Below are 12,865 nucleotides of genomic sequence, written 5' to 3' on the forward strand. Positions count from 1 at the left end.
CCGGTCAGTTCTTGGCGATACTGCCGACAGCGATATTATCGACGCGCTTCAGGCTCATGCCGATGACCGGAACCAGTTCTTTGTCGACCCGCACCGAAACCGTCACGTTCATCGTGTTCGGATCGGAGACACGTGCCAGCATCGCACCATTGAGCTGCTTGCGGTTCAGGCCGAAAACAACCTTGTTTCCACTGACGGAACCCGACGTGACATCAAGGCCTTTGCCCGCTGCACCGTCATTGAACTTGCCGGAATAAGCGGACCCGACACGCGTGACGGTGGCCTTCATCGGCTGCGAAAAGACACCGACGCGGCAGGTGCCGTCGAGTGTCATGCCAATATCTTCATCCGGGGTCGACCCGGCGAGATTGCAGACGAACTTCGTGCCTTTGTATTTCCCGGCGACGATTTCACCCGGGCCTGACCATTGGCCTTCGATCGTTTGAAAGAACTGTTTGTCCTTGTCAGCGGCCAGAACCGGCGCAGCGGAAAATGACACGGGCAGCAGCGTCAGGCAGGCGGCGATGCAATTCTTCATATTCAGCTCTGTCCCGGATTCACGACCTTGATCGGACGTCATTCCTAATCGTTGTTTTCCAGCATGTCACGACCAAAAGCTGGTCGCGCCTCGCAAACCGTCGGATTTGCCGACGTTGCCATAAGCCGATTGACAGAGAAGGGCACGGTTCAGGGGAGTGTGCCGATACACCTGGTCGCTCGATTCTGGCGCAGATTTCTATCTATCCATAATCGTCGCGAATGGTTAATGCTTCGGAAATAAACCGCTATTTTCCGGGATGCTTTTTATCCGGTCGTTCGCCGTTGATCTTCACGAGATCGCCGATAAAGTCGCCGATGCCGGGGCGTTTTTCCGCATTGAATGGAAACGGACGCACCACATCCATGGCGGCAATCCCGATGCGCGCCGTCATGAGTCCGTTGACGACGCCTTCACCGAGCTTGGCCGATAACCGGGACGCAAGACCATGGCCGACGAGCTGCTGGATCACGCTGTCCCCCATGGCCAGCGTTCCTGTCACGGCCAGATGGGCAATGACCCGGCGGGCAAGTTTCAGAAAGCCTAGTGTGCCAGGACGACCACCATAAAGTTGTGACAGTCGGCGGATCAGCCGAGCTGATTCAAAAATGACGTAACCGATATCGACCAGCGCACGTGGGCTGATTGCCGTGACAATCGAAACCCGCTTTGAAGCATTCAGAATAAGTGTGCGTGCTTCACGGTCAAGGGGGCGAAGGATTTCTGTTTCGGCAAGCTGGATCAGGTTTCGGCCGTCAATGATATCGTCTGTCAGACCGTCCAGAAGCTGTCGTCCGCGTGCCGTCTCCGGCAAGCCCGCCGCAATTGAGCGCAAGGCGTCCACTGCCTTTCTGGCCGCGGCCATGTCGTCCCGCTCCGCGGCATCTGCCGCGTCCTTGCGAAGGTGCTGCACCGAAGCGAGGCGGCGTAATGCGACCAGTTCGCGAACGACGATGGCGATAAAGGCGGCAAGCGCAATTATCGCAACACCTAGAGCAGTCCAGCCCAGCCAATCCGCGCGGGAAAATAGCGCTCGGATAAGGTCTTCGGTCCAGATGCCGATGGCGAATGAAACAAGGATACCGAGTGCACCGAAAAGTATTCTGCTGAGCGACCAGCCCGTGCGTTCAGGCGCTTCAAACGACGGATCGAGGATTTCCAGCTCTGCCGCCTCTTCTTCGCTCAATGCAAAAACATCTGGTTGGGCGACAACAACATCAAGGTCCCGCACTGCACGAGGACGGCGCGGCGCTTCATCCACTGTTTCTGTGCGGGCGGAGGGCTGGCTTACCGTAAAGGAAGCTGGTTTGCGTGGTGTCTTCTCTGTCATGCGAGACGATCCCCAATCAGAAACTGCAAGGCACGATCCAGCCTTATGTGGGGCAGGGACAACGTGATGCCTTCGGCGGTACGTTCAAGCCGGGGTGGCCGGAAACGGACGAAACGAATGGCTGGATCATCCTGCGCAAAGGACTTTTCAAAAATCGCATTGGGATTCTTCGGTAAGTCGCCGGGAAATATAGCTGTTTCGGTTTCGCCATCGAAGACTTCACCGTCGATCTTTTCGCCTTTCAGCGGCGTGCCGACGATGACGGGCAGAGTTTCCTTACCTTGTGTAACGGTTGCCTCGCGCGTGGCGCGCACTGCAGCCATTGCGAGGACATCAATATCCGCGCCGGAAAAATCGGCGCGCGCTATAGCCCGTTCCACGAGACGGCGCACGATGGCTTGCAGACGGTCATGACTTTCATGATGCAGATGGTCGGCCTTCGTTGCAGCCACGAGAATCCGGCCGATCCGTCGCTGGATCAGCCCGGTTAGCAGGTTAGAGCGTCCCGGTCGGAAGCAAGACAGGATATCGGTGAGTGCACGTTCGAGGTCGGCAACGACCGCGCCACCGGCATTCATTGCCTGCATGGCGTCGATAAGCACAATTTGCCGGTCGAGCCGCGCAATATGTTCGCGAAAGAAGGGCTTGATGACATAGGTTTTATAGGCTTCGTAGCGCCGCTCCATCATTGCGCCCAGAGAGCCGGCCTTCAGATCTTCCGGTTTCAGGTCGGGAAGCGGGGCGAATGTCAGTGCCGGTGATCCCTCGAGATCGCCCGGCATCAGGAAACGCCCCGGCGGCAAGGTCGATAATGCACGCTCATCGGCTTTGCCTGCACGCAAATAAGCCGTAAAACTCTTGGCCAGACGCTGTGCGGTCAGTTCATCTGCCTTTTCGGAAGAGGTGATGAGTGAAGCTTCGGTGATCCAACCCTGAGCCAGATCCTTGTGCGTCGGTTCATGGGCCAGAGCAAAGGAGTCCGCGCTGAATTCAGCATAGGATTTGCCCAGCAAAGGCAGATCCAGCAGCCATTCTCCGGGATAATCCACAATATCGACCGAAAGCTTGCCCGGTGACAACCAGCGCCCCCAGGCAGAAGCGGATTCATATTCGATTGTCAGGCGCAATTGCGAGATTGCGCGCGTGGAGTCCGGCCAGATACGCTCATCAATCAAAGCCGACAGATGCTCTTCATATTGAAAGCGGGGGACTGCATCATCGGGCTGCGGTTCGAGCAGCGCGCGTGAAATGCGGCCCGATTTATAGGCCTCGAACATTGGAAGCCTGCCGCCATGCAGCATGTTGTGAACGAGAGCCGTGATGAAGACCGTCTTTCCGGCACGCGACAAACCAGTCACACCGAGCCGCAATGATGGAGACAAAAGCCCGGTCGCACGATCTGCCAGCGTATCCAGTGCGATCTTCGCTTCGTCGCCGATACTTGTCAGCTTAGCCAATTAATCCTCGCCGAATTCAATGATCTGTCAGCGGTATAGATAGGGTTGCGTCAGCGGTCTTGGCAAGGAATGTTGGTGCACTTACGGAAAATCTACTGGGGTAGTATGAAGCTTTCGAGATAGCCTGCTCCACGTTCGAGTTCGCCCAGTGAGGCAGGAAACGTAATATTTGCCAGTGCGGCAGTGGGAAAACCTGCCCGGAGCTTCAAGAGGCCATCCTTATTGCCATCGCCACATAAGGCCAGCGCCAGATCCTCTATGCTGGGATTGTGTCCCACGAGCAACAGCGTCGGCACATCGCCATGTTCACGTATGGCTTGCATGTAGTCAGCCGCGCCGCCGCTATAGATCGTATCGTCGACGATGGTTTCGACCTCGATACCCAGACGTTCAATAATGCCTAACGCGGTTTCTCGCGTTCTACATGAACCGGAAAGAACCACCCGATCAGGATAAAGATCGATTGACTTCATCGTCCTTGCAAGCCGGTCGAGCGAAGCTTTGCCTTCCTGATCAAGAGGGCGGTCAAAATCCTTCATTCCAGGTTTCGCCCACACGGCTTTAGCATGTCTAAGGAGAAGCAAACGACTCATCTGTAACGTTCCAAGCTGTATTTTGTGAGCATTTTCGACCATATTTCGAGCGCAATTGAGCACTCCGGTGGTCCATTCTCCCGATTTTTTGATGTCTGTCAGCATTATTTACAGGTGCCACATGCCTAATTATTGGGCTGATTATGCTTCCATAGGTTGATGGCGACAGTGACTGGAAAATATACCCACTTTATTGGCAATTGATTGAAGTTATTCTGAAAGTCCAAAGAGCAATTTTTTGCGTGCAGTTTTGAATTGCATAATTTTGATGCAAAATCATACAAAATTGATGCACTAAAAAGTAGTGGGATACGGTTGTTTGATGTTGTGTCCTTGTTGCTATGGAACTATATAACCGCTCGCGTCTCCTAGATGTGGGGTAATTCAGAATGAGTGAATTGATTGACCTTGACTATAGGCCCACTGAAGACGAGCCGTTCATGAATGAGCGGCAGAAGTCTTACTTCCGCGCGAAACTGGTCGCGTGGAAGAATGATATTCTGCGAGAAGCGCGTGAAACGCTTGAGGCGCTACAGCAGGAAAATGCAAACCACCCGGACCTGGCGGACAGGGCATCCTCCGAAACGGATCGGGCAATTGAGCTACGTGCTCGCGACAGACAGCGCAAATTGATCTCCAAAATCGACGCAGCATTGAGCCGCATTGATGAAGGAACATACGGCTTCTGCGAGGAAACGGGAGAACCTATCAGCTTGAAGCGACTTGATGCGCGTCCGATCGCTACGCTATCTATCGAAGCGCAGGAGCGCCATGAGCGTCGTGAGAAAGTCTATCGCGACGACTAAGCTTCGAGACGGTTTGAAAAATTTATAGGCTGCGGTTTCCGCAGCCTATTTTCTTTGTATCGAGACAAATTTTGGCCGGAAGTTCAGCTTCTGCGAGTTTCATCCTTGGTCAATTCACCGAGAAGCTTTTCCATTTCATCTTCGATATCATCCTTCGCCTTGTCTTCGACAACGTCGTCCGTTGCGGAAATATCAAGTGAGCTTAGAAGCTCATTCTCGAAGAATTCAGTATCGAATGAGATCGCGTCCTTGGCGTCATCGCTGGCGGCGCTCTCCGAATTGACGTCTGCAGCAATTGCTTCGTGCAACGCACCGCCGAGATCGGCCAGATTATCGCTCGGCGTTTCTACTGCTACGGCCTCTGTTTCTACAGGCTTTGACTCGGCAACCACGATTTCAGGCTCGACGCGCTCCGGTTCCGAAGGGGCGCTGAATGCCGGAGCTGCAGTCGAAGAGACTGTAGGTCCGGTTACATCGACCGGAGGAGACTTATCTGCAACCGTTGTTTCACGCTCGGGAACGATGCTGCCAAGATTTGCTGAAGCAACCGATGCGGCGGCGGCAACACCGGCCGCAGTGGCGGTCGCACCGGACGAGGTTGAACTCAGAACGCCGCGCGAAACCTGGCTCAATGGATAGGCCGGATGTGCACGTGTTGACTGCGGCTGTGCTTGCGCGGGGCGGGGCGGCAATACGGTGCGTGGCTGTGGCGGATAGTTCGGCGCCGGGCGCGGTTGAGGCCGTGGCTGAGGTGGTTGAGCGGATTTCTGCTCGACAGGTGGTCGCGGCGGGATTGGTGCCGTCGGCGCCTGCGGCGGCACACGAACAGGTGCAGCAGCCTGCTGGACCGGCTCTTCTCGTGCTGGCTCAGGCTTGCGGTAGACCGGTGCTTCAATTGCGGAGGTGATCTGGATCGCTTCGTCCTTCTCTTCGGCCTGCGGTGTTTGCAGTGAGAGAGCAGGGCGCTCCGCCTTGTCATTGGTCAGGGTTGCTTCGTGCTGCTTGAAGCGTTCGATATGTTCAGGCTCGATGCGTGAAGCTTGCACACGCGCATGAGCCCGCGATTCCATGACAATATTCTGTTCCACCACAACATCGGTTGGTCCGCCGATGAGCAGGAGATGTTCCACGTCGTCGCGGCGAATAAGCACGAGCTTGCGTCGGCTGTCGACTGCTGCTGCGTCCATTACCGAAAGGCGCGGTTGTCGCGTACGCCCGTTGGAAACGAAAGTACCACCGCTGAAACGGCGAATGATACTGAGAACAACGAAAATTCCGCCAAGAATGATCGCAAATATTAGGATGAAGCCAACAATATTAGCCGCACTCTCTCCAACGATGCCGCTGAGCCATTCCTTCATGCGGATACCCTCTTATACAATAAACGAAAAACCTGCGACGAATGGAGACTGCGCTTCCCCCGGCACTCCGCATCATCACATGATTGGTACAGTAGTTGAATTTCTAAGCCTTGGGAATGTTTCTTGGAAATGCGAGAAATATATGATCCCCAGGCAAAACGGTGCAAAAAAGTCCAATTTGCACCGTTTCAGTACGGCAATGCTTGTACTGCTCGCCGATTAAAGCATTCTGCGAATCGGATATACCCTGACATATTGGCTGCGTGTTCCCACGTGAGAGCTGAACTGTGCGGAAAAGTGCATTCGAGAAAATCGGATATGCGGATGATTGAAATGACGTCTTGGCTGATCGAAAAAATGCCTGGAACCCGGGGCACCCGGATGCCTGTTGGTGCTCGGCCACGCAACATGAAAGGGCAGCAGGCTTGATGTCGCGACAGACGGACAACGCTTACCCGAAACCGCTCGTAATGCCCAAGCGCAATCGCAGCGGAGCTCTTCGCCTGCTGATCGTCGGTATTCTGCTTACGGTCGCCGCAATCGCCTATTTTGTGTTCCGCGACCAGCTTGGAGATGGATTCGCCCTCGTTCTTATGGGCGTTCTGTCGATGGTCGGCGTATTCTACCTTTTCGGCGCAGCAACGGGTCTCATTCAATTCAGCCAGAAGAACGGTGAACAGGACCTCGCTCATTCCTTCATGGATTCGCAGCCGGAAGGGACTGTCATTTCCGACGCGCGCGGCCAGATCGTTTATGCCAATCAGGCTTATGCCGTCATGACTGGTGTTGCGAATGCCGAAGGAGTCCGTTCGCTCGATAATGTATTGACGGCAGAACCCGCGGCATCCGATGCCATATACCGTCTGACGAATGCCGTTCGCGATGGTCTGTCGGCACAGGAGGAAGTGCGTCTTTCCGGCGGCCTTTCCCGTGAAGGGCATGGCTCGCTGGCGCCTGTCTGGTATCGCATCAAGGCGCGTCCCGTTGAAGCCGGACACGAATTCAAAAGCCCGCTCGTCGCGTGGCAGATTGCCGATATTTCCGACGAGCGTGCGGAGCAGGAGCGATTCTTTCAAGAGCTGCAGGAAGCGATCAATCACCTCGATCACGCGCCAGCCGGGTTCTTTTCTGCCGACCCTTCCGGCCGGATCATCTACCTCAATGCGACGCTTGCAGAGTGGCTCGGTGTCGATCTGACCCAGTTCACACCGGGATCGTTAACACTCAACGATATAGTGGCAGGCAGTGGAATGGCGCTCATCAAGGCGGTGAAAGCCGAGCCGGGCACAAGCCGCAACACCGTCATCGATCTTGATCTGATCAAGCGGAACGGACAGAGCCTCGCCGTCCGCTTCTATCACCGTGTCCAGGCTGCGCGTGATGGAACGCGCGGTACGAGCCGTACCATCGTTCTGGATCGTGCGGAGGGCGAGGATTCATCAATGGCGCTGCGCTCTGCAGAAGTGCGCTTCACGCGTTTCTTCAATTCGGCTCCAATGGCCATCGCTGCGGTTGATTCTGCCGGACATATACTGCGCACCAATGCGCGCTTCCTCGATATTTTCGCTCCTGTTGTCGATCGCGATGCGATTGACGGCAATGCGAAGCTTGAAATTGTCGTGCATGAACGCGACCGCGAGACCTTCAACAGAGCGCTTGCCGCAGCCTTTGCAGGACAGGCAAGCATTTCGCCTGTTGATACGGTGTTGCCGGGCAACGAAGAGCGGCACATCCGCTTTTATTTGAGCCCTGTCACTGATCTGGGCGGCGAGCGCGCCGAAGAAGCGGCGATTATCTCGGCTGTCGAAACAACCGAGCAGAAAGCCCTTGAAAACCAGATGGCGCAGAGCCAGAAGATGCAGGCTGTCGGCCAGCTTGCAGGTGGTATTGCGCACGACTTCAACAACGTTCTGACGGCGATCATCATGTCGTCGGACCTGCTGCTGACCAACCATCGCGCATCCGATCCGTCCTTCCCGGACATTATGAACATCAAGCAGAACGCCAATCGCGCGGCCTCGCTTGTGCGCCAGCTGCTGGCATTCTCGCGCCGTCAGACGCTTCGTCCGGAAGTACTCGACCTGACCGACGTTCTTGCAGATTTGCGTATGCTTCTGGCTCGCCTTGTCGGTAAGGATATAGAGCTGAAGATCGATCATGGACGTGATCTCTGGCCGGTCAAGGCCGATCTCGGACAGTTCGAACAGGTTGCTGTCAATCTCGCGGTCAATGCACGTGATGCCATGCCGGACGGCGGCGAAATCACGTTGCGCACCCGTAACGTGTCGGCGCAGGAAGTCGCAAAGCTGCATTATCGCGATCTTCCGGAAGCGGACTATGTGGTCTTCGAAGTGGAAGACACCGGGACGGGTATTCCTGCGGATGTGCTCGAAAAGATTTTCGAGCCGTTCTTCACGACGAAGGAAGTGGGCAAGGGTACGGGCCTTGGGCTGTCGATGGTCTACGGGATCATTAAACAGACCGGTGGCTTCATCTATTGTGATTCCGAGGTTGGAAAAGGCACGACATTCAAGATCTTCCTGCCGCGCCTCATCGAGGAAAAACGCGCCGACGATGCGCCGGTTGTCGTGAAGGAAAAGAAGGTCGAGAAAGCAACCGATCTTTCCGGTTCCGCGACCGTTCTCCTGGTGGAAGACGAAGACGCGGTCCGTATGGGCGGCGTGCGCGCACTCCAGTCACGCGGTTATACAGTCCACGAAGCGGCTTCCGGTGTCGAAGCGCTTGAAGTCATGGCAGAACTTGGCGGTGAGGTGGATATCGTCGTATCGGATGTCGTCATGCCCGAAATGGATGGCCCGACACTGCTGCGTGAGCTTCGCAAGACGTATCCTGATATCAAATTCATCTTTGTGTCGGGTTACGCGGAGGATGCCTTTGCGCGCAATCTTCCAGCTGATGCCAAGTTCGGATTCCTGCCAAAGCCGTTCTCACTCAAGCAGTTGGCGACCACAGTTAAGGAAATGCTGGAGAAGCAGGATTAATACTTCTGCGAGGCTGATACCGTGATGCCTGAAGGCAATATCGCCATTCTCGGAGGCGGGCCATCTGGTCTGATGGCCGCTGAAAGACTGTCAGCGCGAGGCTATCGCGTGACGGTCTACGAGCAGATGCCGACAGTTGGCCGCAAGTTCCTGCTTGCCGGAAAGTCAGGGCTGAACATTACGCATTCGGAAGATTATGTAACTTTCGCGAAACGCTTCGGCTCAAGCATTGACCGTATATTGCCAGCCTTGACGGCTTTCGGTTCGACCGAATTGCGTGCCTGGGCGGATGAATTGGGTGCCGAGACATTTGTCGGCTCATCCGGTCGTGTCTTTCCCAAAGCGATGAAAGCGTCTCCGCTTTTGCGGGCTTGGGGAAAACGTCTGGAAGATCAGGGCGTTCGCATTCTCACCCGACATCGCTGGATTGGCTTCGAGGGCAATAGTCTCAAGATCGAGAACCCCGACGGTGTTCAGACGATTACATGTGATGCCGCGCTCTTTGCTTTTGGCGGTGGCAGCTGGCCGAAGCTCGGTTCCAACGGCCTCTGGATCAATGAGTTTCAGCGAAGGTCAATCGATATAGCGCCGTTTCAACCCGCAAATTGCGGTTTTGACGTTGCCTGGAGCGACTTCTTTGCTGAACGCTTCGCCGGTGAACCGGTGAAGTCTGTTATCGCAACTTCCCATGCAGGCGCGACACAGGGCGAGTTTGTCATTACACGCGGTGGGGTTGAGGGTAGTCTCATCTATGCGCATTCCGCAGCTCTGCGCGACAGCTTGCAGAAACATGGAAAGGCATTTCTGACGCTCGATCTTGTTCCTGGACGAACTATCGAGCGACTGGAAAGCGACATTGCTCGGCAGGATACAAAGCTGAGCTTCGGCAATCTGTTGCGCAAGGCTGCAGGTCTGACGGGCGTGAAGGCAGCTCTTGTGACGGAATTTACCCGCGACAGAAGCCCGAAAGTGCTGGCCACTGCGATCAAAGCTATTTCCATTCCACTGCTCCGTCCGCGCCCGCTGGATGAAGCGATTTCGTCGGCAGGCGGTATTCGTTGGCATGAAATCGACAAGAACTACATGCTGCCGAAGCTACCCGGCATTTTCGTTGTCGGAGAAATGATCGACTGGGAGGCTCCAACTGGTGGCTATCTCCTGACTGCCTGTTTCGCGATGGGCCGCGCGGCGGCGGACGGTATCAATGCATGGCTCGAGGCGGGTAACACGTTCGGCGGGAAATAAGACGACACTGACTTCTTTAAGTGGAAATCAGCACATTCGGATATACGGCTGATCGACTGCGGGCTAAGCTGCCGGACAGTGGCATTGAATGCTTGCCGTCTGAGGGGAAGGTACATTCACATGAATTCAGCTTCTGCCGTCGCTTCACATCCGCTTTTGAGACAAAGAGACGGGCACCATGCCCGGGTGACATTCGAGGAATTGTTCTTCGATCTGGTCTATGTTTTCGCGGTTACGCAGCTCAGTCATGAACTTCTGCATAATCTGACGCTCACCGGCGTTGTCGAAACGCTGATCCTCTGGTTCGCGGTATGGCTCGGCTGGCAATATACCTGCTGGGTGACAAACTGGTTCAACCCGGAAACGCCGCAGATACGCAGCCTTTTGTTCTGCGTCATGCTGCTCGGTTTGGTGATGGCATCGTCCATCCCCGGTGCTTTCGCTGACAAAGGCTGGATATTTGCTCTGGCCTATGTGGCGATTCAGGTCGGCAAAACAGCCTATATCGTGTTTGTTCTGGGGCAGAACCATCCACTCGCCGCCAATTACAGGCGTATGCTCGGTTGGCTCACTATTTCCGCTGTCTTCTGGATAGCCGGTTGTTTCGTCGAGCATGAAGCCCGTATGGTGTTGTGGCTTATTGCCGTGCTTTGCGAGTATTTATCGCCGATGTTCGGCTTTGCACTGCCGGGTCTCGGACGCTCTCACACCAGTGATTGGACCATTGAAGGCGGACATCTGGCGGAGCGTTGCCAGTTGTTCGTAATCGTGGCACTTGGCGAAACGGTTTTGGCTACCGGGGCAACCCTTGCAAATGCTGAAGTCTGGAATTTGGCCCTCATGTCGGCGCTGCTGGCCACTTTTCTCGGGACGCTTGCCATGTGGTGGCTCTACTTTGGCACCTCCAGCAAGGATGCGACAGATACGATCACCCACTCCACTGATCCTGGACGGATTGGCGCATATTTCCACTATGTTCACGCCATTCTGGTGGCCGGGATTATCGCAACGGCAGTTGGAAACGATCTTGTCATGGCCCATCCACATGATCCGTTGAAGACTGCTTACGTTCTTGTTCTTGTCGCAGGACCGGCGATCTATCTGATTGGCAGCGCGATCTACAAGAAGGTTGTCTATGGCGTTATTCCCACGTCCCACGTCTTTGGCGTTCTGGCTCTACTGGCAGCGATCCCGGTCGGCTATATGGCCGATTTATTGGAAATGGGCATATTGACGACGGTTATCATGCTGGTCGTGAGTGTTTGGGAGGGGCGCAATAAAAGACTGCGCTCGGCTGCGATGGTAGGATAGGTGGGCTTTCGACGCCGCCGTCCGATCCCTATCTACGGACACAAATCATATTTCGGAAGCCTATAGCGCATCATGTCAGATATACAGTCCGTCGATCAGCAGCCAGCCGATAATGGCCATGTGAAAGTCGCCCGCAAGGTCGACATTGTGGTTATTGGAGCCGGGCAGGCGGGGCTCTCGTCGGCCTATCATCTGAATAAACTTGGTCTCGCAGGCGAACGGCAATTCGTGGTTTTGGACAAGGCCGCAGGGCCGGGCGGAGCCTGGCAATTCCGCTGGCCTTCGCTAACTCTCCAGACTGCCAACGCCATTCACGATCTCCCCGGCATGAAGTTCGAGGATATTGTCGAAACGACCAATGGTGAGGTGCGTGCATCGGTTGCCGTCCCACAATATTACCGCGCCTATGAGGAAGCCTTCGATCTTCCGGTGCACCGTCCTGTGGCCGTGAAAGTCGTTTGCGATCGTGGCGAACGGCTTCGTGTGGAGACAGATCGGGGCAACTATTCGGCACGCGGGATCATCAACGCGACCGGCACATGGGAGTCTCCTTATATCCCACCCTATCCGGGTGCGGAGCTTTTCAAAGGCCAGCAACTTCACACGCGGGATTATCAGACAGCTGACGCCTTCAAGGGCAAACGTGTTCTTGTCGTAGGCGCGGGTATCTCGGCTGTGCAGCTTCTGGACGAGATATCGCGTGTGACGAAAACCGTATGGGTCACGCGCAAAGAACCTGCTTTCCGGAAAGGTCCGTTTACACCGGAGTTGGGCCGTGCTGCCGTGGCTTTGGTTGAGGAAAGGGTACGCCGGGGCTTGCCACCTGGATCGGTCGTTTCAGTAACGGGGCTGCCGTTGACGCCGGCCATTGAAGCGGCACACGCTCGCGGTGTGCTCAACCGTTTGTCCATGTTCAGCGAAATCACGGAAACAGGTGTTCGGTGGGACGATGGAAGTGAACAATCCTTTGATGTTATTTTGTGGTGCACAGGATTTCGCAGTTCGCTCGACCATCTTGCCCCGCTGCAATTGCGCAATGCGGAAGCCGGTATTCTCATGACTGGACGCCTGGCAACACAGGTGGCCGCCGATCCCCGTATTCATCTTGTTGGTTATGGCCCATCTGCCTCGACCATCGGTGCAAACAGGGCAGGTGGTGCCGCCGCGCGGGAGTTGGCAAGTTATCTCGGCTTCGTATGATTGACGTAACGACTATTTGCGA

10 protein-coding genes are annotated in these 12,865 nt (G+C 55.4%); 5 read left to right on the top strand and 5 right to left on the bottom strand.

From position 1 onward, the window contains the following. Nucleotides 1-4 precede the first annotated feature (4 nt). From FG152_RS21495 to FG152_RS21510, 4 genes are all read right to left on the bottom strand, one after another. Nucleotides 5-538 (bottom strand): hypothetical protein, encoded by a 534-nt coding sequence (locus tag FG152_RS21495; RefSeq protein ID WP_012092019.1) that lies wholly within the window; start codon nucleotides 536-538, stop codon nucleotides 5-7. Between the two features lie 247 nt (nucleotides 539-785). Then, the gene (locus FG152_RS21500; RefSeq protein WP_433762254.1) at nucleotides 786-1,868 is read right to left on the bottom strand and encodes a YcjF family protein; all 1,083 of its coding nucleotides are present in this window, start codon (nucleotides 1,866-1,868) and stop codon (nucleotides 786-788) included. Next, nucleotides 1,865-3,325, bottom strand: coding sequence for a YcjX family GTP-binding protein (locus FG152_RS21505; RefSeq protein ID WP_498988262.1), 1,461 nt, complete (start codon nucleotides 3,323-3,325; stop codon nucleotides 1,865-1,867). The genes FG152_RS21500 and FG152_RS21505 overlap by 4 nt, the downstream gene beginning before the upstream one ends. 92 nt (nucleotides 3,326-3,417) lie before the next feature. After that, entirely contained in the window at nucleotides 3,418-3,918 is a 501-nt protein-coding gene (locus tag FG152_RS21510; RefSeq protein WP_010660067.1) for a SixA phosphatase family protein, read from the bottom strand. A 389-nt stretch (nucleotides 3,919-4,307) separates the two neighbouring features. Here FG152_RS21510 and dksA point away from each other — a divergent pair, with 389 nt between their 5' ends. Next, complete coding sequence (gene dksA / locus FG152_RS21515; RefSeq protein WP_010660068.1) at nucleotides 4,308-4,724, top strand: RNA polymerase-binding protein DksA; 417 nt, start codon at nucleotides 4,308-4,310, stop codon at nucleotides 4,722-4,724. An 83-nt stretch (nucleotides 4,725-4,807) separates the two neighbouring features. Here dksA and FG152_RS21520 read toward each other — a convergent pair whose 3' ends face one another. Further along, nucleotides 4,808-6,085 (bottom strand): flagellar biosynthetic protein FliO, encoded by a 1,278-nt coding sequence (locus tag FG152_RS21520; protein WP_043061848.1) that lies wholly within the window; start codon nucleotides 6,083-6,085, stop codon nucleotides 4,808-4,810. Between the two features lie 428 nt (nucleotides 6,086-6,513). Here FG152_RS21520 and cckA point away from each other — a divergent pair, with 428 nt between their 5' ends. The 4 genes from cckA (at nucleotide 6,514) to FG152_RS21540 (ending at nucleotide 12,843) form a co-directional block, all read left to right on the top strand. Beyond that, nucleotides 6,514-9,087 carry a cell cycle histidine kinase CckA gene (gene cckA, locus FG152_RS21525; RefSeq protein ID WP_498988264.1) on the top strand — a complete coding sequence of 858 codons (2,574 nt, stop codon included), beginning with the start codon at nucleotides 6,514-6,516 and terminating at the stop codon, nucleotides 9,085-9,087. A 24-nt stretch (nucleotides 9,088-9,111) separates the two neighbouring features. Further along, nucleotides 9,112-10,332: a TIGR03862 family flavoprotein gene (locus tag FG152_RS21530; protein ID WP_498988267.1), complete on the top strand. Its 1,221-nt coding sequence runs from the start codon at nucleotides 9,112-9,114 to the stop codon at nucleotides 10,330-10,332. 120 nt (nucleotides 10,333-10,452) lie between these two features. Beyond that, nucleotides 10,453-11,643 (top strand): low temperature requirement protein A, encoded by a 1,191-nt coding sequence (locus FG152_RS21535; protein ID WP_498988271.1) that lies wholly within the window; start codon nucleotides 10,453-10,455, stop codon nucleotides 11,641-11,643. A gap of 72 nt (nucleotides 11,644-11,715) precedes the next feature. Next, nucleotides 11,716-12,843 (top strand): NAD(P)-binding domain-containing protein, encoded by a 1,128-nt coding sequence (locus FG152_RS21540; protein ID WP_498988273.1) that lies wholly within the window; start codon nucleotides 11,716-11,718, stop codon nucleotides 12,841-12,843. Nucleotides 12,844-12,865: the final 22 nt, after the last annotated feature.

The sequence above is a fragment of the Ochrobactrum sp. XJ1 genome (assembly GCF_024701725.1).
Lineage (GTDB): Bacteria > Pseudomonadota > Alphaproteobacteria > Rhizobiales > Rhizobiaceae > Brucella > Brucella anthropi.

Coding starts and splice junctions, on each gene's coding strand:
- FG152_RS21535 (WP_498988271.1), top strand. CDS start 10,453: ATGAATTCAGCTTCTGCCGTCGCTTCACATCCGCTTTTGAGACAAAGA.
- FG152_RS21540 (WP_498988273.1), top strand. CDS start 11,716: ATGTCAGATATACAGTCCGTCGATCAGCAGCCAGCCGATAATGGCCAT.
- FG152_RS21495 (WP_012092019.1), bottom strand. CDS start 538: ATGAAGAATTGCATCGCCGCCTGCCTGACGCTGCTGCCCGTGTCATTT.
- FG152_RS21520 (WP_043061848.1), bottom strand. CDS start 6,085: ATGAAGGAATGGCTCAGCGGCATCGTTGGAGAGAGTGCGGCTAATATT.
- dksA (WP_010660068.1), top strand. CDS start 4,308: ATGAGTGAATTGATTGACCTTGACTATAGGCCCACTGAAGACGAGCCG.
- FG152_RS21500 (WP_433762254.1), bottom strand. CDS start 1,868: ATGACAGAGAAGACACCACGCAAACCAGCTTCCTTTACGGTAAGCCAG.
- FG152_RS21530 (WP_498988267.1), top strand. CDS start 9,112: ATGCCTGAAGGCAATATCGCCATTCTCGGAGGCGGGCCATCTGGTCTG.
- FG152_RS21510 (WP_010660067.1), bottom strand. CDS start 3,918: ATGAGTCGTTTGCTTCTCCTTAGACATGCTAAAGCCGTGTGGGCGAAA.
- cckA (WP_498988264.1), top strand. CDS start 6,514: ATGTCGCGACAGACGGACAACGCTTACCCGAAACCGCTCGTAATGCCC.